The organism is Nocardiopsis sp. iso_186 (assembly GCF_056173365.1).
Genome location: NZ_CM149670.1, coordinates 4649731 through 4670877 on the forward strand (window position 1 = coordinate 4649731; position 21147 = coordinate 4670877).

Annotated in this window: 18 protein-coding genes and 1 tRNA gene; 7 read left to right on the forward strand and 12 right to left on the reverse strand. The window is 68.4% G+C overall.

The features are described 5' to 3' along the window. Positions 1 to 183 precede the first annotated feature (183 nt). Positions 184 to 429 carry a DUF4287 domain-containing protein gene (locus AC0VYP_RS20450; RefSeq protein ID WP_285757685.1) on the forward strand — a complete coding sequence of 82 codons (246 nt, stop codon included), beginning with the start codon at positions 184 to 186 and terminating at the stop codon, positions 427 to 429. A 109-nt stretch (positions 430 to 538) separates the two neighbouring features. Here the strand turns inward: AC0VYP_RS20450 and AC0VYP_RS20455 are convergent, their stop codons facing one another. From AC0VYP_RS20455 to pruA, 3 genes are all read right to left on the reverse strand, one after another. Next, positions 539 to 1477, reverse strand: a complete 939-nt coding sequence (locus tag AC0VYP_RS20455; protein ID WP_475471295.1) for a Bax inhibitor-1/YccA family protein — start codon at positions 1475 to 1477, stop codon at positions 539 to 541. A gap of 167 nt (positions 1478 to 1644) precedes the next feature. Then, on the reverse strand, positions 1645 to 2571 hold the full coding sequence (locus AC0VYP_RS20460) for a proline dehydrogenase family protein (RefSeq protein WP_475471296.1): 927 nt from the start codon (positions 2569 to 2571) through the stop codon (positions 1645 to 1647). Positions 2572 to 2736: 165 nt separating this feature from the next. After that, positions 2737 to 4365 carry an L-glutamate gamma-semialdehyde dehydrogenase gene (gene pruA / locus AC0VYP_RS20465; RefSeq protein ID WP_285757691.1) on the reverse strand — a complete coding sequence of 543 codons (1629 nt, stop codon included), beginning with the start codon at positions 4363 to 4365 and terminating at the stop codon, positions 2737 to 2739. 133 nt (positions 4366 to 4498) lie between these two features. On the opposite strand from pruA, the gene AC0VYP_RS20470 reads away from it, so the two are divergent. Continuing rightward, positions 4499 to 6163: a PucR family transcriptional regulator gene (locus AC0VYP_RS20470; protein ID WP_475471298.1), complete on the forward strand. Its 1665-nt coding sequence runs from the start codon at positions 4499 to 4501 to the stop codon at positions 6161 to 6163. Positions 6164 to 6244: 81 nt separating this feature from the next. Here AC0VYP_RS20470 and AC0VYP_RS20475 read toward each other — a convergent pair whose 3' ends face one another. From AC0VYP_RS20475 to eno, 7 genes are all read right to left on the reverse strand, one after another. Then, positions 6245 to 7720 carry an amino acid permease gene (locus tag AC0VYP_RS20475; protein ID WP_285757693.1) on the reverse strand — a complete coding sequence of 492 codons (1476 nt, stop codon included), beginning with the start codon at positions 7718 to 7720 and terminating at the stop codon, positions 6245 to 6247. Positions 7721 to 8024: 304 nt separating this feature from the next. Beyond that, positions 8025 to 8098: transfer RNA gene (locus AC0VYP_RS20480), tRNA-Leu, on the reverse strand. A 110-nt stretch (positions 8099 to 8208) separates the two neighbouring features. Further along, on the reverse strand, positions 8209 to 9588 hold the full coding sequence (locus AC0VYP_RS20485; RefSeq protein WP_475471300.1) for an NAD(P)/FAD-dependent oxidoreductase: 1380 nt from the start codon (positions 9586 to 9588) through the stop codon (positions 8209 to 8211). Between the two features lie 382 nt (positions 9589 to 9970). After that, entirely contained in the window at positions 9971 to 10963 is a 993-nt protein-coding gene (locus AC0VYP_RS20490; protein ID WP_475471302.1) for a Ppx/GppA phosphatase family protein, read from the reverse strand. Further along, positions 10960 to 11541 carry a DUF501 domain-containing protein gene (locus tag AC0VYP_RS20495; RefSeq protein WP_285757698.1) on the reverse strand — a complete coding sequence of 194 codons (582 nt, stop codon included), beginning with the start codon at positions 11539 to 11541 and terminating at the stop codon, positions 10960 to 10962. The genes AC0VYP_RS20490 and AC0VYP_RS20495 overlap by 4 nt, the downstream gene beginning before the upstream one ends. Before the next feature lie 68 nt (positions 11542 to 11609). Further along, positions 11610 to 12251 carry an FtsB family cell division protein gene (locus AC0VYP_RS20500; protein WP_475471303.1) on the reverse strand — a complete coding sequence of 214 codons (642 nt, stop codon included), beginning with the start codon at positions 12249 to 12251 and terminating at the stop codon, positions 11610 to 11612. Positions 12252 to 12255: 4 nt separating this feature from the next. Beyond that, positions 12256 to 13539, reverse strand: coding sequence for a phosphopyruvate hydratase (gene eno, locus AC0VYP_RS20505; RefSeq protein ID WP_475471304.1), 1284 nt, complete (start codon positions 13537 to 13539; stop codon positions 12256 to 12258). A 484-nt stretch (positions 13540 to 14023) separates the two neighbouring features. Here eno and AC0VYP_RS20510 point away from each other — a divergent pair, with 484 nt between their 5' ends. The 5 genes from AC0VYP_RS20510 to AC0VYP_RS20530 all read left to right on the forward strand — a co-directional run bounded on the left by AC0VYP_RS20510 (position 14024) and on the right by AC0VYP_RS20530 (position 19584). After that, on the forward strand, positions 14024 to 15073 hold the full coding sequence (locus tag AC0VYP_RS20510) for an ABC transporter substrate-binding protein (protein WP_475471306.1): 1050 nt from the start codon (positions 14024 to 14026) through the stop codon (positions 15071 to 15073). Positions 15074 to 15191: 118 nt separating this feature from the next. After that, positions 15192 to 15992 (forward strand): ABC transporter ATP-binding protein, encoded by an 801-nt coding sequence (locus AC0VYP_RS20515; protein WP_475471307.1) that lies wholly within the window; start codon positions 15192 to 15194, stop codon positions 15990 to 15992. Then, entirely contained in the window at positions 15982 to 16893 is a 912-nt protein-coding gene (locus AC0VYP_RS20520; RefSeq protein WP_285757705.1) for an ABC transporter permease, read from the forward strand. The genes AC0VYP_RS20515 and AC0VYP_RS20520 overlap by 11 nt, the downstream gene beginning before the upstream one ends. A 175-nt stretch (positions 16894 to 17068) precedes the next feature. Then, positions 17069 to 17980 (forward strand): sulfite exporter TauE/SafE family protein, encoded by a 912-nt coding sequence (locus tag AC0VYP_RS20525; protein WP_285757707.1) that lies wholly within the window; start codon positions 17069 to 17071, stop codon positions 17978 to 17980. Between the two features lie 164 nt (positions 17981 to 18144). Next, a complete protein-coding gene (locus AC0VYP_RS20530) occupies positions 18145 to 19584 on the forward strand; it encodes an FtsW/RodA/SpoVE family cell cycle protein (protein ID WP_475471310.1) in 1440 nt (479 codons plus the stop codon). On the opposite strand, the gene mazG is transcribed toward AC0VYP_RS20530, so the two are convergent. Both mazG and AC0VYP_RS20540 read right to left on the reverse strand, forming a co-directional pair. Next, a complete protein-coding gene (mazG, locus tag AC0VYP_RS20535; protein WP_475474318.1) occupies positions 19541 to 20212 on the reverse strand; it encodes a nucleoside triphosphate pyrophosphohydrolase in 672 nt (223 codons plus the stop codon). The two genes, AC0VYP_RS20530 and mazG, sit on opposite strands and share 44 nt — an antisense overlap. A 65-nt stretch (positions 20213 to 20277) precedes the next feature. Further along, complete coding sequence (locus tag AC0VYP_RS20540) at positions 20278 to 21036, reverse strand: SurA N-terminal domain-containing protein (protein ID WP_285757710.1); 759 nt, start codon at positions 21034 to 21036, stop codon at positions 20278 to 20280. Positions 21037 to 21147: the final 111 nt, after the last annotated feature.

The window sequence follows — 21147 nt, forward strand, 5'->3', positions numbered from 1 at the left end:
TTTTCCGCTTTGCCGGTGATAACGGTTTATTGCCGCTGTATCAATCGGACACACGCGCGAAGTCGTCCGGAAAGTAAAAATGGATCTACGGAATCGCGCGTAAAAGGTCGCGACAAAGCCTTGTCCAAACCGTGATCGTGTTGCAGGGTCGAAGGCAAGTGCCGATCACTCTCGGAGGTGCCTATGTCACTGACCCACTCGCCGGAGAAACACGCACTGCTCATCGATCGAATCCCGACCGTCACCGGTCGCAAACTCCACGAGTGGTTTGACGTTCTGGAACGAGGCCCTGGACTCGCCAGTTGCTCGGAGCGGTCCCACTGGCTGACCGACGAGTACGGACTCAGCAACGGCTACGCCCGCGCGATCGTGCAGGAGTTCGACCGCCGCCGCCGCAACCGCTCGACCGTCCCTTCCCAGCGCTCCTAGCGACCGCAATCGCCGAGGACCCCACTGGATCAACCGAAAGCGCCGCACCCGAAGCTGATCGGGTGCGGCGCTGATCGTCCACCGATGTTGCCCTGGGGCATACCGGCGGCTATTCGCTGAAAATTGCCTGGATCATCCAGAGCAGACGCAGGATCTCGATGTAGAGCCAGACCAGGGTGACGGTCAGGCCGAAGGCGAGCTGCCAGGAGAAGTTCTCCGGGAGCCCCATCTCGATGGCGTCGTTGACGCCCTTGAACTCGATGGCCAGCACCAGCGCGGCGATCACGATGACCACGAGGCTGACGATGATGCCGAGCGGGCTTGCGGTACGCAGGCCCAGGCCGCCGTCGATGAAGAAGCTGAGCACGAAGTTGGCCAGCAGCAGCACGAAGATGCCGATGGCAGCGGCCGAGACCACCTTGATGAAGGTGTTGGTGACCCGGATGACCTTGAACTTGTACAGCGCGAGCATGCCGCCGGCCACGAACAGGGTGCCGAAGATGGCGGGAACGACCAGACCGCCGCCGGTCATGTTGGCCAGCGAGCTTTCCAGCACGAAGCTGAAACCACCGACGAACAGACCCTCGAGCACCGCGTAGGTGAGGATGAGGGCGGGGTTGTTGGACTGCTTGAAGCTGATGACCAGGCCGAGGATCAGCGCGCCGATGGCACCGACGATGGTCAGCAGCAGAGCCAGGCCGGGGTTGGCCATGGCGAGGAAGTAGGTGGCGACGGCGGCGAGCACGACGGTTCCCAGCGTGAAGCCGGTCCGCATGACCACGTCGTCGATGGTGATCGGGCGGTAGTCGGCACCGCGCGCGAAACCTTGCTGGGGGTAGCCGGGCTGCTGGCCATAGCCCTGCTGGGGGTAGCCGGGCTGCTGCCCGTACCCCTGCTGGGGGTAGCCGGGCTGCTGCCCGTACCCCTGCTGGGGGTAGCCGGGCTGCTGCCCGTACCCCTGCTGGGGGTAGGAGCCATATGCGCCTGCGCCTCCCCGGCCAGACGACATGACCCGCTTGAGAGCGGGGTTGGAACTGCGCATCCGCATTTTCGTAGTACACCTTTCAGGGCGTAATTGTCCTGCGAACAACGTAACGCACGCCCTGTCACAGGGGTTCCCGCGAATTCGTCACAGTCCCGAATCAGTCATCGCGCCATGACAGGCGCGGCCTCCTTCCCGCCCGGGAAGGAGGCCGCGGTACTGAGCGGGCGGGGTCAGCGCCGGCCCACCAGCGAGCGGGCGAAGAAGGCAAGGTTGGCCGGACGCTCGGCGAGGCGGCGCATGTAGTAGCCGTACCATTCCTCGCCGTAGGGAACGTAGACCCGCATACGCTTGCCCTCGGCGGCGAGCGCGGCCTGCTCCTCGGTGCGGATCCCGTAGAGCATCTGGTACTCGTAGGAGTCCGGGGTGCGGCCGGCCACCGACGCGAGATGTCCGGTGATCTTGACGATCCGGGGGTCGTGCGAGGCGACCATCGGATAGCCGGAACCGTTCATGAGGACCTTCAGGCACCGCACGTAGGAGCGGTTGACCTCTGCCTTGTCCCGGTAGGCGACCGACTCCGGCTCGTCGTAGGCGCCCTTGCACAACCGCACCCGGGACCCTTCGTGGGCCAGGTCGCGGCAGTCGGCCTCCGTCCGGCGCAGGTACGCCTGCAGGACCGCGCCCACCCACGGGAAGTTGACCCTCAGTTCACGCAGGATGGCGAGGGTGGAATCGGTGGTGGTGTGGTCCTCCATGTCCAGGGTCACGGTGGTCCCGACCGCGGCGGCCGACGCACAGATCTGTCGGGCGTTGTCCAGCGCGATCTTCTGGCCGTCGGCCGGCAGGAACTGTCCGACCGCTGACAGCTTCACCGAGACCTCCGCCCGCGGGGCGAGTCCCTGCTCGCCGAGCGCGGTCAGGAGCCTGGTGTAGGCGGTGACGGTGCTTTGGGCCTGGGCCGCGTCGGCGACATCCTCGCCCAGGTAGTCGAGGGTGACCAGGCGGTCGGTGGTGAGGTCGCCGACGACCGGGAGGGTCTCCTCCTGGGTGGTCCCGGCGACGAACCTGGTGACCATGGCGCGGGTGAGGGGTGTGCGCTCGACGAAGGTGCGACAGGCCGCCGATCGCGCGGCGATCAGCAGAGGCGTGCGGAGCATGGTGAACCTCGGCTCGTGGTTTCGGCTGCGGAAGAGACCGCCCCGGGCCGGTCGGCCCCGGGGCGGCGGGGTGCCCGAAGACCCGCCCGCCTCGTGGGCGTGCAGGTGCGTCGGCCGCACCTCATCAGGGCGCGCATCGGGCGGAGGCCCGACGCGCGCACCCCTTTAACCCTGGTGGGGGTAGCGGTAGGACGTCGGCGGAACGAACGTCTCCTTGATGGAACGGGGGCTGCTCCACCGTGCGAGGTTGGCCGCGGAGCCGGCCTTGTCGTTGGTGCCGCTGGCGCGGGCGCCGCCGAAGGGCTGCTGTCCCACGACCGCACCGGTGGGCTTGTCGTTGACGTAGAAGTTGCCCGCCGCGAAACGCAGCGCCTGTGAGGCCCGGGTGACCGCGGCACGGTCGGTGGCGATGACCGCACCGGTCAGCCCGTAGGGGGCTCCGGTGTCCACGGTTTGCAGAACCTTGTCGAAGTCGCCGTCCTCGTAGACGTTGACCGCCAGCACCGGACCGAAGTACTCGGTGGAGAAGACCTCGTGGCCGGGGTCGGAGCCCAGCAGGACGGTCGGGCGCACGAAGTAGCCCTGTGAGTCGTCGGCGGTCCCGCCTGCGAGCACTTCGAGGGTGGGGTCGGACTGGGCCGCGTTGAGCACTCCGGAGAGCCGGTCGTAGGCACGGCGGTCGATGACCGCACCCATGAAGTTGGTGAAGTCGGTGACGTCGCCGACGCTGATGGACTCGACCTCCGCGATGAGGTCGTCCTTCATCCGGTTCCACACCGAACGTGCGACGAAGGCGCGCGAGGCGGCCGAGCACTTCTGGCCCTGGTACTCGAAGGCGCCGCGCACCATAGCGTTGCGCAGGATCGCGGGATCGGCCGAGGCGTGCGCGACGATGAAGTCCTTGCCGCCGGTCTCGCCCACGATGCGCGGATAGGAGCGGTAGCCGGCGATGTTCTCCCCGACCGTGCGCCACAGGTGCTGGAAGGTGCGGGTGGATCCGGTGAAGTGGATCCCCGCGAGGTCGGGGTCGGTCAGCGCGATGTCGGAGACGGCCAGACCGTCACCGGTGACGAGGTTGATGACGCCCGGGGGCAGTCCGGCCTCTTCGAGCAGCCGCATGGTCAGCTGTGCCGCGAAGGTCTGGGTGGGTGAGGGCTTCCACACCACGACGTTGCCCATGAGCGCCGGAGCGGTGGGCAGGTTGCCGGCGATGGCGGTGAAGTTGAACGGGGTGATCGCATAGACGAAGCCCTCCAGGGGGCGGTGGTCGGTGCGGTTCCACACTCCCGGGGCATTGGCCGGAGGCTGCTCGGCGATGACCTGGCGAGCGAAGTGGACGTTGAAGCGCCAGAAGTCGATGAGCTCGCACGCGGAGTCGATCTCGGCCTGCATGGCGGTCTTGGACTGGCCCAGCATGGTGGCGGCGTTGATGCGCTGGCGCCACGGCCCCGACAGGAGGTCGGCGGCGCGCAGAATGATGGCGGCGCGCTCGTCGAAGGGCGTCTCGCGCCAGGCGGGGGCCGCCTGCTTAGCCGCGGCGATCGCTGCACGCGCGTCGTCGTGGGTGGCGTTGCCGAGCGTGCCGAGACGGGAGGCGTGGGCGTGCGGCTGGACCACGTCGATGCGCTCGCCACCGCCCATCCGACGCTCCCCGCCGATGGTCATCGTGAGCTCGGCCGGGTCGGCGGCCAAGGTCGTGAGCGCAGAAGCCAACTCGGCCCGCTCCGGGCTGCCCGGCGCGTAGGTAAGGACCGGCTCGTTAACCGGCGTGGGCACGTTCGTCACGGCGTCCATGGACCGCTTCCCCCTCATGCGTATCGTCGTCGTTGAACTGGACAAACGGTATGCCGAGAACCCCAGGTGAGTCTTGTGGGCGCGGCCACTTTTTGCGAGTCTTATTTGTTCGATAGAACAAAACAGGGGGGTCATGAAGAACGAATCGGTTTCCGGCGAAACGGCGCCCGCAGCCCGGGGACCCGAGTCGTACGGGGTTCCGCTGCGGCAGTTGCTGCTCGCGGTGGGCGAGCCGGTGGTGGATGTGCTGTCGGCACCGCGGGGGCTGGACGTGACCGTCGGCGACGTGGTCATCCTCGACCCCGAGGAGGAGGCGGTGGCGGGCCCCGGCGACCTGGTGCTGCTGATCGGGGTACGCGGTCGGGCAGCGGCCCGGTTGGTGCGGGTGGCCGCCCGGCTCGGGGCCACTGCGGTTGCGGTGAAGGTCAACGGCCCTGCTGAGACCGCGCTGCTGCGCTCACTGGCCGCAGACGCCGGAGCAGCTCTGCTGGCCGTGCGCCCCGAACTGCGCTGGGAACAGCTACAGGCACTGTGTCGCAGCGTGGTGGACGACGCCAGGCTGGGGCGCGACACCGACCTCGGGGAGGCGGCCGGCGACCTGTTCTCGCTCGCGCAGACGATCGCCACCCTGACCGGCGGACTGGTCAGTATCGAGGACGCGGCGAGCCGGGTTCTGGCCTACTCGGGTGGCGAGGACGCCGACGAACTGCGCCGCCGCTCGGTACTGGGTCGCCAGGGGCCGGAGCCCTATCTGGCATTGCTGCGCGACTGGGGGGTGTTCGCCAAACTGCGCGGCGGCGAGGAGGTGGTCCGCATCGACGAGCACCCCGAACTGGGGATTCGCCGTCGCCTGGCCGTAGGCATCCACGCCGGCTCCCAACCGCTGGGCACTATCTGGGTGCAGGAGGGCGCACTCGCCCTGACCGCACAGGCGGAGGAGGCCCTGCTCGGTGCCGCCCGGATGACAGCACTGCACCTGGTCCGCCAGCGCACCGAACTCACCGCGGGGTTGCGGCTGCGGGAGGATCTGCTCGCTGGGCTGTTGGAGGGCCGGGTGGAACCCATGGCGCTGGCCGACAGCGTCACCGTGAACGCCGAGCACGCCGTGGTGATGCTGGTCTTCACCCTTCGGACGGGTGAAGACGGGCAGCTCGCGGACCGGTCGGCAGCCGAACTCAACCGCCGGCAGATGACCAGCCTGATCAGTGTGCATGCCGCCGCCTACCGGCGCGAGGCGCTGGTCACGACGCTGGGTACCCGGGTATACGTGCTGCTCCCGGCGCTGGCACGGCGCACCGCCGAGGCATCGGTCGTGGCGCTGGCCCGCAAGATCGTGGGGGCGGCCGGACGACTGCTGGGGGTCAGGGTGCAGGGAGCGGTCGGGTCGATGGTGGACAGCTTGGCCGACGTCCGGGGCTCGCGCACCGAGGCCGACCGGGTTCTGGACGCCATGGGACGGGACCTGGAAATGGACGTGGCGACCATCTCCGACGTACGGGCGCGCGTGCTGGTCGGGGAAACCCTGGCGCTCCTGCGTGCCGATCCCCGGCTGCGCGACCCGCGGGTGACACGGTTGGTGGCGCACGACACGACGCACGGGTCGGAGTTGGTGGCGTCACTCATCGCCTACTTGGACTTCTTCGGCGATGTGCGGGGTGCAGCCTCCCGGCTGCATGTGCACCCCAACACGCTGCGCTATCGGGTACGCCGTGCCGAGACGGTGAGCGGCGTGGACCTGTCCGATCCCAACGAGCGGCTGTTCACCCAGCTCCAGCTGCTCCTGGAGCGCGAGGCCTGACCGACGTTCTCTTTCACCGGGCGGGCCACGCCGCGAACCACGCGCAGGGGGCGGGCCGCCCGGCGGACGAACGGATGAGGGTCAGCCGGAGGCGGGGCCGTCGGGGACGGCTGTCCCGGCGGGCGGACGGTTCAGGTTGGACGCGCGGTAGGAGTACAGACCGTAGATGACCAGGCCGATCAGCAGCCATCCTCCGAAACGGATGAAGGTGTGGACGTCGAGGAAACTGATCAGCCAGAGCGAGAAGACGATTCCGATGGCGGGCACGACGGGCATCCCCGGGCAGCGGAAGGAGCGCGGCAGGTCGGGGCGGCGGTAGCGCAGCACGATGACCGAGGCGCAGACCACGACGAACGCCGACAGGATGCCGATGTTGGTGAGAGTGGCAGCCTCACCGATGGGAAGCAGGCCGGCCAGCACCGCGGAGAGCACCCCGGCGATCCAGGTGACCCGGACCGGCACGTTGTGCTTCGGGTCGGTCTTGGCGAACCACTTGGGCAGCAGGCCGTCCCGGCTCATCGCGAACCAGACACGGGTGACGCCGAGCATGAAGGTGAACATGACGGTGAGGATGCTGATGACCGCCCCGACGGCGATAAGGTTGGCCAGCCAGCCCAGGCCCACCGACGCGAACGCCGCGGAGAAACCCGCCTCGGGGTCGATGTCGGTGTACTTCTGCATGCCGGTGAGGACCAGGCAGGCAAGTACGTAGAGCACCATCGAGACGGCCAGGGAGAGGATGATCGCCCGTGGCATGTGCCTGCGGGCATCGGTGGCCTCCTCCGCGGCGGTGCTCATGGCGTCGTAGCCGAACACCGCGAAGAAGACGACCGCAGCTCCGGCGAAGGTCCCGGTGACGCCGAAGGGCAGGAACGGCGAATAGTTGGCGGGGTCGATGTAGAAGACACCGACCATGACGATGACCAGGACGATCACCACCTTGATGGCCACGACCACGGTCTCGAAGCGGGCGGCGTTGCGGACTCCGCGGGTCAGCAGGAAAGCGATGAACAGGCACAACAGGACCGCGACCAGGTTCACCCGGTAGGTGCCCTCGGGCACCCCGTCGGGTTCGGTCCCCGGCGCGCCCATCATCCACGCGGGCATCGTCAATCCGATGCCTTGGAGAAAGAAGTTGAAGTAGCCGGAGATGCCGATGGCGACCACCGCCACGATGGCGATGTACTCAAGCAGCAGGTCCCAGCCGATGAACCAGCCCACGATCTCACCGAGCACGATGTAGCCGTAGGTGTAGGCCGAGCCTGCGCGTGGGATGAGACCCGCGAACTCCGCGTAGGAGAAGGCTGCGGCCGCGCTGGCGATACCGGCGATGAGAAAGGAGAAGAGCACACCGGGGCCCGCCGTGTCACGGGCGACCGCGCCGGCGAGGGAGAACACACCGGCGCCGATGATGGCGCCCACACCGATGGCGGTGAGGTGCCACAGTCCGAGGGATCGGGTCAGACCGCTGCCTTCCACGACGTCGTCGGCACCGTCGTCGATGGGTTTGCGGCGAAGAACACCGGACCCCTGCCCGAAACTTTTTGTGGATTCCATCGAATCGTCCCGTTTTCCCGCTCGGCATCACGCCATGTCCCACGACACGTCGCGTGAGGAACGGTACGCGGTCACATCGACACGGTGTGTGTTCGCCGCGAGGAAAGTGGTGTACGGGATCGATCCGACCGCAAAGGGAGTACCGGACGGGGGCGGAACCCCCGCGGCAAGGACCAGGGCAACGAGTGCGACGGTCCGTCCGACGGCCGAACGGCCGGCCATGGAGTGACGGCGACCACTGCCACCTGCACGGGAACCATTTGGCCGTACGTTCCGTTAGAAGTCTGGACATCCCTGCCCGAAGTACCCCCGGTCGGACTCGAACCGACACTTGTGACCCTTTTAGGGGGCCTGCCTCTACCATTGGGCTACGAGGGCGGGTCCAGCATACTCCCACGCACCATTTTTCGGGTTCGGATCCCTTTGCTCCCGGCGCGTGCGGACGGCCGTACCCGGGTCGGGCACGGCCGTCTCGACGGTGATACGGGCTAGCCGACGCGGCGCAGCAGCTGGCCGTTTTCGATCTGGGGCTTGCTGGCCTCGGTAAACGCCTGGCGAGGGTCGCCCATCTCCGGCAGGGACGCGAAATCGCGCCGCAGGAAGAAACCGAGCGTCCAGTCCGAAAGTACGCGGAATTTGCGGTTGAACGTGGGGACCGCGAGCAGGTGATAGGACCGGTGTGCGAGCCAGGCCAGCCGACCCGTCAGCTTGATCCGCCCGAACAGCTGCGCGGCGCCCTTGTTCAGTCCGAGGCCGGCGACGGCACCGAGGTTCTTGTGACGGTAGGGCGAGAGCTCCTTGCCGCGCAGCGTCGCGATGACGTTGCCCGCGAGCACCGGTGCCTGACGGACCGCGTTCTGGGCGTTGGGCGGGTAGTAGCCGCCGTTGCCGTCGGGAACCTGGGCATTGTCCCCGCCCGCGAAAGCACGGTTGACACCGTTGACGGTCAGGTTCTCGCTGGTGTCCACGTGCCCCTTGGGGCCGAGCGGCAGGTCGGACGCCTGGACGACCGGGCTCGGCTTGACCCCGGCGGTCCACACGAGGGTTCCGGCGGCGAACTCACTGCCGTCGCTGAGCTTGATCTGCTGGTTGACGGCCGACTCAAGGAAGGTCGAGAGGCGCACGTCGATGCCGCGCAGGCGCAGTTGGCTGAGCGCCTTGGAGCCGACCTCGGGACCGACCTCGGGCAGGATCTTGTCCGCGGCCTCGATGAGGTAGAAGTGCAGGTCGTCGATGCTGATCGACGAATAGATCCGGGTGGCGTCGCGGGCGAGGTCCTCCAGCTCGGCGATGGCCTCGGCGCCCGCGAACCCGCCGCCGACGAACACGAAGTTCAGTGCCTTGCGACGGACAGCGGGATCGTCGGTGGAGTCGGCGATGTTGAGCTGCTCAAGAACGTGGTTGCGCAGGTAGGCGGCTTCGCCCACGGTCTTGATGCCGATGCCGTGCTCGGCGAGCCCCGGGATGGGGAGGGTGCGCGAGACCGCGCCGGCGGCCATGACGACGTAGTCGTAGGCGATGTCGCGCAGCCCGCCTTGGGCCGGCTCGAACTCGACCTTGCGGTTGGCGTGGTCGATGCGGACGACGCGCCCGGTCAGGACCTTGGTGCGGCGAAGGACCTTGCGCAGCGGAACCACGACGTTGCGGGGGGAGATGCTGCCCGCGGCGGTCTCGGGGAGGAAGGGCTGGTAGGTCATGTAGGAGTTGGGGTCGACGACGGTGATACGGGCCTCGCCGGCGCCCAGCTTCTTCTCCAGCCGCATCGCGGTGTACATCCCCAGGTACCCACCACCGATGATGAGCACGTGCGGGATCTCCGATTCGTCACCACCGCCGTGAACCAGTCGGTAGTTCCTGCTCTCGGTCATCGCATATCCGCCCTTGGTTCCCACATCCTGCCACCGACACGGGTGGCGAAGATTGGTAAGTCTTCTTTGACTGACATCTCTGCACTCAGTTTTCCGGAGAAGAGATGGACTTCTTCACGCTCCCGCGAGATCTCACCCATCCCGCGCTCGCTTGTGCATCCTTTCACAAGCATCCCCCGTCAAGAAAGGTACAAGTCAGAAAGGTTTAGACCACAAAAAAGCCGACCGATCCTCTATCGTTGCAGGTCAAGAGCCTTGTGAACGGCTTCACGCGGCCGGGGCAACGTGATGGGCCTCACCCGCGAATTCCGACAGCAGAGGACGAAAGCCCCTGTCCCGGGCACCGGTCGCCCGCCCCTGAACCGACGGGCGACCGGCCCGTCTAGGGCTGCTCGGACCCCAGCGCCAGGCTCCAGGCGATACCGTCCAGAATGTCGTGCTCACTGGTGACGAACTCGACCGCACCGGTACGGGCCAGGACCCGGTCCAGGATGAGTGCACCGGCGCCGATCACGTCCACCCTGCCCGGGTGCATGACATCGATCTCGGCGCGCTTCTCCCGCGGCATCGCCAGCAGTTCCCCCGCGATCTCGCGCACCCGGTCCGCACTGATGCGGGAGTGGTGGATACGGTCGGGGTCGTAGGCGTCGAGGCCCAGCGCGATACCGGCCACGGTCGTGGCGGTGCCTGCCACGCAGACCACCGTTGCGGCTTCGGCGAGCGGTACGACGGCGGCCGCCTCGTCCAGGGCCGCCTCGATGTCGGCGGTGGCCGCAGCGATCTGCTCGGGAGTCGGCGGGTCGGCGCTGAAGTGGCGTTCGGTCATCCGGACGCACCCGATGTCCACCGATCGAGCGCTGCGGACGACATCGTCCGTGTCGCCGTCCGTGTGCCCCAGCACGAACTCGGTGGAGCCGCCTCCGATGTCCACGACCAGGTAGGGGCGCGCGAAGCCGTCCGCCTCGTCGATCGCCTCAAGCTCGGCGGTGGCTCCCACGAAAGAGAGCTCGGCCTCCTCGTCACCGGTGATGACCTCGGGTTCGACCCCGATGATCGCGTGTACCCCGTCCAGGAAATCAGCCCGGTTGGCGGCATCGCGGGTGGCACTGGTGGCCACCATCCGCACGGTGTCGGGCCCGGGCTCGACACCGTGGGCGCGCATCAGCTCCGCGTAGTCGCGCAGCGCGGCGAACGTGCGCTCCAGTGCCTCCGGTGAGAACGCGCCCGTGCGGTTGACTCCCTCTCCGAGCCGGACCACCTCCATCCGCCGTTGGAGGTCGAGCAGCTCGACCTCCTCGTCGCCGCCGGTGATGAGTCCGCACAGCAACAGGCGGATGGAATTGGTACCGCAGTCGATCGCCGCGACCGTGTTCACTCGTCGTCCTTGGTGTCGTCGGTGTCGTCAGTGTCGTCGGTGCGCTCGCCCACACATACGCAGGGGCCCTTGGCCCACCACTCGGGGAGAACCTCCAACGCTTCCTGGCCGAACGGGTTCGTCCCCGGAACCGCCAGTTCGTGACCCACCAGCGCGTGCAGGCACTTGACCCGGGCGGGCATGCCCCCCGCGCTCTGCATCCCCGCGGGCAGCGGCTCGACGCCGGCCTCAGCGGCGAGCGCGTCGCGTTCGGCAAGGTAGGACTCATGCGCCCGGGTGTAGGCCTCGCGCAACTCGGGGTCGGCGGCCAGACGCTCGGTCATCTCGCGCATCAGCCCCCCGCCTTCCAGCGTGCCGATGGCCGAGGCCGCACGCGGGCAGGTCAGGTAGTACATGGTCGGGAACGGGGTGCCGTCCTCCAGACGGGGCGCGGTGCGCACGACGTCGGGAAGGCCGCACGGGCACCGATGGGCCACCCCGCGCACCCCCCGCGGCAGCCGGCCCAGCTGGAGTTCGACTGCGGCGATGTCATCACTGGTGAACCGCCCCTCGGGGGCGGACTGATCTGGGGAAGTCATGTCGGTTTCAGCCTAGCGGGCTGCCGCCTCCCGACGATCACGTCCGTACGCCCTCGCGGGCGCAAGGATCAGGGGGCGCGGGGCGGGGCCTGGGCTTCGGGAATTTCCTCGCTGTCGCTTGGCAGCACGTCAGCGGCGACGACCGACTTCCACAGCTGGGTGAACCAGGGGTCACTCGGCGCGCTGTCCTCCGGGACGTCCGTAGCGGGGTCGTTGCCGTCGAGGACCACGTACGCCTGTTCGCCCGGATATTGATAGTGCAGTCTGGAGCGCGCCTCACGCTCGATGTAAGCGGGGTCCTGGAGCTCGGCCTGGCGCTCGGTCAGTTCTTGGACCGCCTGCTCGGTACGGGCCTTCTGGTCCTTGAGCTGAGCGATCTCGGAACGCTGGGCGATGTACTCGCGCAGGGGGTAGGCCAGGCTCAGGGCGATGACGCAGACGAGCAGGCCGAGGATCGCCGCGCGACTGGTCAGCGCCGGCCGGGTCCGCGTCGGCCGCTCGGCCGGGTCCTCAGCCCGCGCGGCGGGGGCCGGCTTCCCGGCCGGTGCCGCTTTGGCCTTGGCGGTCGTGGCGGCCGGCTTCGCCGAAGCAGCCGGCTTGGACGTGGCCGCCCCATGGGCCGTCGGGGCGGTACGGCCGGAGGCACCGGAGGCCGAGGGCCCCGTCTTGCGCGGACGGGAGCCCTTCGGCGGCTCCGGCACCTTCGGCATGGGGCTACGCCTCCCGGGCGAAACGCGGGAAGGCGCCGGCGCCCGCATAGACGGCCGCGTCGTCGAGCTCCTCCTCGATGCGCAACAGCTGGTTGTACTTGGCGACCCGCTCGCTGCGCGCGGGGGCACCGGTCTTGATCTGGCCGGCGTTGGTGGCCACCGCGATGTCGGCGATGGTGGTGTCCTCGGTCTCGCCGGACCGGTGGCTGATCATGGCGGTGTAGCCGCTGCGCTGGGCCAGTGAGACGGCGTCCAGGGTCTCGGTGAGCGTACCGATCTGGTTGACCTTGACCAGCAGCGAGTTGGCCGTGCCCTCGGTGATGCCGCGCTGGAGGCGCTCGGGGTTGGTGACGAACAGGTCGTCACCGACGAGCTGGACGCGGTCGCCCAGGGCCTGGGTGAGGTGCTTCCACCCCTCCCAGTCCTCTTCGTCGAGGGGGTCCTCGATGGAGACGAGGGGGTAGGCGTTGACGAGCTCGCCGTAGTAGGCGGCCAGCTCCGCGGAGCTGATGGCCTTGCCCTCGAACTGGTAGGAGCCGTCCTTGTGGAACTCGGTGGCTGCGACGTCCAGGGCGAGAGCGATGTCGCGGCCCGGGGTGTAGCCGGCCTTCTCGATGGCCTCGATGATGAGGTCGAGCGCTGCGCGGTTGCTCTCCAGGTCGGGAGCGAACCCGCCCTCGTCGCCGACGCCGGTGGCCAGGCCGTGCGCCTTGAGGACTCCCTTGAGGGCGTGGTAGACCTCGGTGCCCCAGCGCAGTGCCTCGCGGAAGCTGGCCGCTCCGATGGGAGCGATCATGAACTCCTGGATGTCCACATTGGTGTCGGCGTGCGCGCCACCGTTGAGGATGTTCATCATCGGCACGGGGAGCACGTGGGCGTTGGGGCCGCCGATGTAGCGGAACAACGGCAGGTTGGCGCTCTCGGCTGCCGCCTTGGCCACGGCCAGGGAGGCGCCGAGGATGGCGTTGGCCCCGATACGGGACTTGTCCGGGGTGCCGTCGAGGTCGATGAGCGCGCGGTCGATCAGGCGCTGCTCCTCGGGGCCATAGCCCAGCAGCTCGTCGGCCACCTCGTCGTTGACAGCGGTAACGGCCCGCTCGACGCCCTTCCCGCCGTAGCGGTCGCCGCCGTCGCGCAGCTCGACCGCCTCGAACTGACCGGTGGACGCACCGCTGGGAACGGCTGCGCGGACGGTCGTCCCGTCGTCGAGCAGGACCTCGACCTCGACCGTCGGGTTACCGCGGGAGTCAAGGATCTCCCGTGCCTGCACTGCCTCGATCGACGACAACGTAGTACTCCATTTCCTCGCGTCTGGCCGTGGTTCTTCGCCCGCTGCGCGTCGCGTGCGGCCGGGAACCACGTTCGGCGTGTCATCTGACACGGCGGCCGCACGGGCAATAGCGGGCGTACTTGCCGCCCTGGGGCCGCGCGAACCACCCTGAGCCTACCGAGCCTGGCGCGACGGAGTCTCCCCCACTCCCCGGATTGGTTTAGTCCATTTTTCCCACCATCCTGATCAGGGACAACGCACCCATGGTGGAACGGCGATCCACTCGAAGGCGATCACCGACGGGTCCGGCGTGTCGGAATCCGCGCGCATGGGGACCGAAAGCAACGGCACGACGACGGTAGGCGAGCAGGTTGACACCGAACAGTAACGATAAAACCCATCGGATAAATCGGGATTGACTGTCGGACGATTCTGTTCTCTACTGTTCAGGTAGGAATTACGTACCCGCACCCCATTGGTTCCCCTGAAGGGCTCCCGACCCATGACCGCGAGACGACCCCGCCCCCTGGCCACCGCCGCGGCCGCCTGCACCCTGGCCCTGGTCGCCACCGCCTGCGGCACCGGCTCAGCGACCGGCGAGACCGACACCCTGACCCTCGGCTACTTTCCCAACATCACCCACGCCCCCGCGCTCGTGGGCGTGGAGAACGGGATCCTGGCCGACGCACTCGGCGCAGACGTCGAACTCGACACCCAGACCTTCAACGCCGGCCCCGATGCGATCAACGCGTTGTTCGCCGGCGAGATCGACGCGACCTTCATCGGCCCCAACCCCGCCATCAACGGCTGGTCGGAGTCCAGCGGCACCGCACTGCACATCATCGCGGGGTTGACCTCGCGGGGGGCCGGCCTGGTGGCCCGGCCCGGCATCGAGTCGGTGGACGACCTCGAAGGCACGACCATCTCCACACCGCAACTGGGCAATACCCAGGACGTGGCGCTGCGCTGGTGGGCCCAACAGCGCGGCTGGGAGTTCGATACGGAGGGCGGCGGCGACATCTCGATCGTCCCCCAGGGCAACTCCGAGATCGTGCAGGCGTTCCTGACCGAAGAGATCGACGCCGCGTGGGTGCCCGAGCCGCACCTCAGCCGTCTGCTGATCGAAGGCGAGGGCAACCTCCTGGTGGACGAGGCCGACGAGTGGGCCGACACCGACGGCGAGTACGTGACCACGCACCTCATCGTCAACCAGGACTTCCTGGAGGCCGCACCCGACCTGGTGGCCAAGCTGCTGAGCGGCCATGTGGAGACCGTGGCCTGGATCAACGACAACTCCGAGGACGCGCAGACCGTCGCCAACGACCACCTGGAGAAGATCAGCGGCGACCGGCTGGACGACGCGATCGTGGCCTCGGCCTTCGAGAACCTGTCCTTCACCACCGACCCGGTGGCCGAGTCCCTTCGTGGCAGTGCCGAGCATGCCGAGGCCGTGGGCCTGCTCGAACCGGTTGACCTGGAAGGCATCTACGCCCTCGACCTGCTCAACGAGGAGCTGGAGAAGGCCGGCCAGGAGCCCGTGTCGGGCTTCTAGGGGCGGCTTATCGGTGGGGCCGACTCCGCGCACGGCGTTCTGCGCCGGGAGCGGCCCCGCCCACGACGAACGAATCGACACCGCCGGCCGACGCCGGCGAGTGGCCTCGGAGGAAGCGATGACCCCAGTCCCCAAGGACGCCGCCGCACCGGCGTCCCCCACCGGCACCGCCGACCCGCCCGCCGTGCGCATCCATGACCTGGTCAAGGTCTTCGGCCGCGGCAAGCACACCCTGACCGCGTTGGACGGCCTCTCCCTGGAGGTGGGCAAGGGCGAGTTCGTCTCCGTCCTTGGCGCCTCAGGGTGCGGCAAGAGCACTCTGCTGTCCCTGGTGGCCGGCCTGGACGCACCCACAGCGGGCACCGTCACCGTCGGTGGGCACCGGGTCTCCATGATGTTCCAGGAGGCCGCACTGTTTCCGTGGCTGACGGTGGGGTCCAACATCGAACTCCCCATGAAGGTGCGAAAAGTCGCGCGGGCCGAACGGCGGCGCCGGGTCGAGGAGCTGCTCGCCCTGGTCCGGCTCAGCGGATTCTCCGGCCGGTTGCCGCACCAGTTGTCGGGTGGGATGCGCCAGCGCGTGGCCCTTGCCCGCGCCCTGGCCCAGGACGCCGATGTGTTGCTCATGGACGAACCGTTCGGCGCGCTGGACGCCATGACCCGCGACATCCTGCACGACGAACTGGAGCGGATCTGGCGCGAACGCGATCTCACCGTCCTGTTCGTCACGCACAACGTGCGTGAAGCGGTCCGGTTGGGCGACCGCGTGGTGCTGCTGTCCAGCCGTCCGGGCCGAATCATCGAGGAGTTCCCCGTGGTGGAGGAGCGCCCGAGGCGGATCGACTCCGTCGAGGTCGCCGCACGAGCCACCTCGATCACCGACCGGCTGCGAGCGGAGGTGGCCCGTCATGCCGCTTGACTCGGCGACGACGGCCCAGCAGAGGGCCGATGCGCGAACCGGGCAGGACGAACGCGAGGTCGCGGGGCTGGACGCCCTCGAACTGGGCCCGCAGCGCCTCGTCGAACCCAATGGGTTCGCGGTGTGGGGGAAGCGGCTGTGGGACGCCTCATGGCCCAAGGCCCTCGCCCTGGTCCTGGTGCTGGGTGCCTGGCAGGCGGTGGTGTGGAGCGAGTGGAAGCCGGAGTTCGTCTTCCCCGGTCCCGACAAGGTCCTTCCCGTGCTGCTGGGCGAGGTGACCACCCCCCGTTTCTGGGAGGCGATGCAGGTCACCATGCAGCGGGCCCTCAGCGGTTTCGCGCTGGCGGTGGTCGTGGGCGTGCTGGTGGGCGTGGCGGTCTCGCGGATCAAACCGCTGCGCGCGGCGATCGGCTCGCTGATCACCGGCCTGCAGACGATGCCTTCGATCGTGTGGTTCCCGTTCGCGATGCTGCTGTACGGGATCACCGAGTCCGCGATCATGTTCGTGATCATCCTGGGCGCGGCCCCCTCCATCGCCAATGGACTGGTCTCCGGCATCGACTACGTGTCGCCGAACCTGTTGCGGGTCGGCCAGGTGGTCGGGCTTCGCGGTATCGCCCGGTACCGATACCTGATCGTCCCTGCGGCCTTGCCGACGTTCGTGGCAGGGCTGAAACAGGGCTGGGCATTCGCCTGGCGGTCGCTGATGGCCGGCGAACTCCTGGTGATCATCGACCAACAGAACTCGATCGGCTGGGCGCTGAGTCAGGCCCGGACGATGAACAACTCCGAACGGCTGCTGTCCTACATCCTGATCGTGCTGATCATCGGAATCGTGATCGACATCTTCTTCAGCTACGCGGACAAGTCGATCCGCAAGCGCTGGGGCATCAGCACCTGACGTGTTCTCCGGTTGCCCGGCATCGGCCGGACAACCGGCAGGATGCCCCGCCTCCCGGCCGAAGTCGTCGCCCCGGGACTGGTGAGCGGTCGGGGCCGCGGCCTTTTGACCTGCCGAACCACCTGTCGTCTACAATTCCGACCTAAGCAGTCGATTAGACGGGAAGGCGTCCTCGATGCAGACCCTCGTCCTGCTCGCCGCGGTCGGTCTGGTGGCCCAACTCGTGGACGGCAGCCTTGGAATGGGTTACGGCGTCACCTCGACCACGCTCCTCCTCGCCCTGGGCGCGACTCCCGCGACCGCCTCTGCGACCGTTCACCTGGCCCAGATCGGGACGACCCTGTCGTCCGGGGTGTCGCACTGGCGCATGGGCAACGTGGATTGGGGCGTCGTGCGGAGGATCGCGGTGCCGGGCGCGATCGGTGCCTTCGTCGGGGCGACCGTCCTCAGCAGCGTCTCCACCGAACTGGCAGCGCCGTTGATGTCGGGCATCCTGCTGTCGCTGGGCGTTTATGTCCTGGTGCGTTTCACCGCCTGGGGAACCCCGCGCGGCCACCTCGGCAAGCCGCTGCGCACCCGGTTCCTCGCCCCGCTCGGCCTGGTCGGCGGATTCGTCGACGCCACCGGAGGCGGCGGCTGGGGGCCCGTGAGCACCCCTGCCCTGCTCGCCAGCGGACGGCTGGAGCCGCGCACGGCGATCGGTTCGGTCAGTACCAGCGAGTTCATCGTGGCACTGTCGGCGAGCCTCGGGTTCCTGACCGGCCTCGGCCACTCGGGCATCAACCTGGCCTGGGCCGGCGCTCTTCTCATCGGCGGTGTGATCGCCGCTCCGTTCGCCGCATGGATCGTGCGCTACTTCCCCGCACGGGTCCTGGGCTCGGTGGTGGGCGGCATGATCATCATGACCAACATCCGGACCGTCGTGAACAGCGACTGGCTCCCTCTGGACGGCACCCCACGAATAGCTGTCTACCTGCTGGTTCTTACCGTCTGGGTGGGAGCGGTGGTGTGGTCGGTACGGGCCCACCGCATGGAACGGTCCGCCGGAACGGATGCCGCCCGACTCCCGACCCCCGTCCGCGGCTGAAGGGGCCCGCCACCGCGCGACAGGGCCTTCCCCGTCCCGGGTCCCGGTACCGCGCGCTCTTCCCACCAGGCGACCCGCTGCCCCCTCTTCACCCCTGGCCGACCATCACACGCTTATAGTTCGCACTGTCCGATACCCGAGAGAGGATGAGCAAGGCGGAGGGGATGACCGAGAAGACGACGCCCCGCCCCGGGCGGCGCCGCACCGTCGAACTGCTGATGCTGCTGGCAGCGATCACGGTCTTCGTCATCGGCTTCAGCCTCGCCGGGCTCGGAGTCAACGGCAGCGTCCCACCCGTTCTGGCCCTGTTCACCGGGGTCCTCGGCGGGGGTGCGATCGCGGTGCACATCGCACTGCGCTACCTGGCCCCTTGGGCCGATCCGCTCATGCTGCCACTGGGGGTTCTCCTCAACGGCATCGGACTCGTGGTGATCTGGGGCCTGCACGCCGAGGCCGGACGTGACGGGTCCGGAGCCCTCAAACAGCTCATGTGGACCGGTCTGGGCCTGGCACTGTGCCTGGCCGTGCTGGTGGTGGTGCGCCGTCCCCAACTGTTGCAGCGCTACCCCTATCTGATGGCGCTGGCAGGCGTGCTCCTGATCGCGTCCCCCATGCTGCCGGTGGTGGGCCTGGACCAGTACGGCGCGCGGCGCTGGCTGTCCTTCGGCACCATCACCGTGCAGCCCTCGGAGTTCGCCAAACTCCCTCTGGTGGTCTTCCTCGCCGCCTACCTCGGTGTGAAACGGGACGTGCTGGCGCTGGCTGCCAAACAGGTGATGGTGCGCGAGGTCAAGGTGTTCAGCCTGCCCCGGATGCGCGACATGGGGCCGATGACAGCGGCGTGGGGCATGGCCATCCTCGTCCTGGTCGGCACCAAGGACCTGGGGACCTCGCTGCTGTTGTTCGGTTTGTTCCTCGCGATGTTCTACATCGCCACGCAGCGCAAGTCCTGGGTGGGGATCGGCCTGGCGATGTTCCTCGCCGGCGCCTACGCCGCCTACCTGATCTTCTGGCACGTCCAACAGCGCGTCGCGATCTGGCTGGCGCCGTTCGACCCTGAGGTCTACCGCCAGCAGGGCGGCAGCTACCAGGTCGTCGAGGGTCTCTTCGCGCTCGCTGACGGCGGGCTGCTGGGGATCGGCTTCGGTGCGGGCCGCGCCGCGACCCTGTTCGCGTCCGACTCCGACCTCATCCTGGTCTCGATCGGGGAGAAGTTCGGCCTGGCCGGGCTCAGCGCCGTGATCCTGGCGATCCTGCTGCTGGTGGAGCGGGGGTTCAGGGTGGCACTGGCCTCACGCGAGCTCTTCGTCAAACTGATGACGGCCGGACTCGCGTTCCTTTGGGCGTTCCAGGTGTTCGTGGTGCTCGGCGGGGTCACCCTGCTGATCCCGCTGACCGGCATGACGACTCCGTTGCTGGCCATCGGAGGATCGTCGCTGACCACCAGTTGGATCATCATCGGGCTGTGGCTTCGGGTGGGCGACACCGCACGCCGTCCTGCGCAGGCGGTCACCGGGGAGCCGGGCGAGACCGTGGAGATCTCCCTCAACGACGGGAGGCTCACTGCTGTGCGGCCCAGTACCTCCGCCATTGATCAGGTGTGAGGGCCCTCGGGTCCAGGCCGTCGTCGCGAGCGGCGCCCTCTGCGGCACGCAATCGGGTGTCGAAACGGCGGGCCGCCGCGCGCAGGTCCAGTTCCGGATCGGCCTCGGCCCGACGCCCTGCCGCCACTTCGGCGAACAATCCGCCTCCGGGACCCCGGTCGTCACCGATGAGCTCCTCGGGAACCCCATTGCGTACGGCACGCTTTTGCAGCTCGTAGGCCAACAGAGCCCCCGGTTGGGCGAAAGGGACCCCGGCCAGCACGGAGGTGTCGGCGGCCTCGCCCTGCTCAGCGCGCTCGGCCGCCTTGATGGCCTCCCAGTTGGCCTTGACCTCGTCGGCACCCGACACCTGCACGCCTGCGAAAACGTGCGGGTGCCGCCGCGTGAGTTTGTCGATGACGGCGTCGGCCACGTCGTCGATGGTGAAGCCTTCCGGGCCGCGCTCCTCGGCGACTCGGGCGTGGAAGACCACCTGGAGGAGCACGTCGCCGAGCTCCCCGGCGAGGGCGTGCAGATCGCCGCTCTCGATCGTCTCCAACGCCTCGTATGCCTCCTCGATGAGGTACTTCGCCAACGTCTCGTGCGTCTGTCCCGCATCCCAGGGACATTCGCGGCGCAGCGTGTCCATGACCTCCACCAGCGCGAGGAGCCGGTGGCCGGAGGACTGGTCGGCGTGCTCTTCCACTGTCGGGATCACCCGCCCATGGGCTGCTGGCCCTGGGGCAGGGCAAGCGCGGGTTCGGCCGGTGCCGACAGGAGGCTTCCACGGGGGTCGATGGTGAGGCCCGCAGGGTCGAACACCCCATAGCGGGGGTTGACCTCGATGTCGGCCGCGGCCAGGTGGCTGCGGAAGCGCTCTTGGGGGTAGAGGTTGGCCGCTTCGGCGGGGACGGACGACTCCAGTTGCGCCATCGCCGTCTCCACTTGCTCCTCCAGCTCGGCGCCGCTCAGCCCGTTGTACTCGGCCTGCTCGGTGAGGTAGGCGCGGGTGTCGGTGCGCAGCTTGTCCTCGATTTCGGCGAGGTCCGCAGGATCGGCCTCACTCGCCAGTCGGTCCCCGATCAGCGCGACGCGCACCTGGTCATCGACCTCGGCATCGGTGAGCCCCTGGAACTGGGGCGACTCGCGCCCGCCGAGTCGGTCGAGGACCTCATCGGTGTCGGCCCGGGTGATCGCGATGCCCTCCTCCTTGGCGATCTGGTCCAGGGTGGTGACGGTGATGTAGCTGCTGAGCACCCTGGTCGCCGCGTCCGAGCGCTGCTGGGGGGAGAGCTGCCGGCCCGAAGCCGACTCGATCCGCTCGACCTCGCTGCGTACCTGCTCGTGGCCCAGGCTCTCACCACCGACGACAACGGCGGAGCCGGCCTGGGAGACCCCGCAGCCGGTGAGCATCAGCACGGCCGCTGCCGCGCCCGCAAAAACTGTTCGACGGCGCGGGAGAGTCGAGCGCACAGGGCTGAACCTTTCGATCGGGCTACACGGCTCGGCGGGCCGGACGGCAGCCGGGGCAGTTGGTGCGCCGCCCACTGTGCCGCACCGGTGCCCCGCGCGCCACCCCGTCCG

What these genes read in the sequence shown, in the direction of transcription:
- AC0VYP_RS20450 (WP_285757685.1), top strand. Translation starts at nt 184, where the DNA reads ATGTCACTGACCCACTCGCCGGAGAAACACGCACTGCTCATCGATCGA.
- AC0VYP_RS20455 (WP_475471295.1), bottom strand. Translation starts at nt 1,477, where the DNA reads ATGCGGATGCGCAGTTCCAACCCCGCTCTCAAGCGGGTCATGTCGTCT.
- AC0VYP_RS20460 (WP_475471296.1), bottom strand. Translation starts at nt 2,571, where the DNA reads ATGCTCCGCACGCCTCTGCTGATCGCCGCGCGATCGGCGGCCTGTCGC.
- pruA (WP_285757691.1), bottom strand. Translation starts at nt 4,365, where the DNA reads ATGGACGCCGTGACGAACGTGCCCACGCCGGTTAACGAGCCGGTCCTT.
- AC0VYP_RS20470 (WP_475471298.1), top strand. Translation starts at nt 4,499, where the DNA reads ATGAAGAACGAATCGGTTTCCGGCGAAACGGCGCCCGCAGCCCGGGGA.
- AC0VYP_RS20475 (WP_285757693.1), bottom strand. Translation starts at nt 7,720, where the DNA reads ATGGAATCCACAAAAAGTTTCGGGCAGGGGTCCGGTGTTCTTCGCCGC.
- AC0VYP_RS20485 (WP_475471300.1), bottom strand. Translation starts at nt 9,588, where the DNA reads ATGACCGAGAGCAGGAACTACCGACTGGTTCACGGCGGTGGTGACGAA.
- AC0VYP_RS20495 (WP_285757698.1), bottom strand. Translation starts at nt 11,541, where the DNA reads ATGACTTCCCCAGATCAGTCCGCCCCCGAGGGGCGGTTCACCAGTGAT.
- AC0VYP_RS20500 (WP_475471303.1), bottom strand. Translation starts at nt 12,251, where the DNA reads ATGCCGAAGGTGCCGGAGCCGCCGAAGGGCTCCCGTCCGCGCAAGACG.
- AC0VYP_RS20510 (WP_475471306.1), top strand. Translation starts at nt 14,024, where the DNA reads ATGACCGCGAGACGACCCCGCCCCCTGGCCACCGCCGCGGCCGCCTGC.
- AC0VYP_RS20515 (WP_475471307.1), top strand. Translation starts at nt 15,192, where the DNA reads ATGACCCCAGTCCCCAAGGACGCCGCCGCACCGGCGTCCCCCACCGGC.
- AC0VYP_RS20520 (WP_285757705.1), top strand. Translation starts at nt 15,982, where the DNA reads ATGCCGCTTGACTCGGCGACGACGGCCCAGCAGAGGGCCGATGCGCGA.
- AC0VYP_RS20525 (WP_285757707.1), top strand. Translation starts at nt 17,069, where the DNA reads ATGCAGACCCTCGTCCTGCTCGCCGCGGTCGGTCTGGTGGCCCAACTC.
- AC0VYP_RS20530 (WP_475471310.1), top strand. Translation starts at nt 18,145, where the DNA reads ATGACCGAGAAGACGACGCCCCGCCCCGGGCGGCGCCGCACCGTCGAA.
- mazG (WP_475474318.1), bottom strand. Translation starts at nt 20,212, where the DNA reads ATGGACACGCTGCGCCGCGAATGTCCCTGGGATGCGGGACAGACGCAC.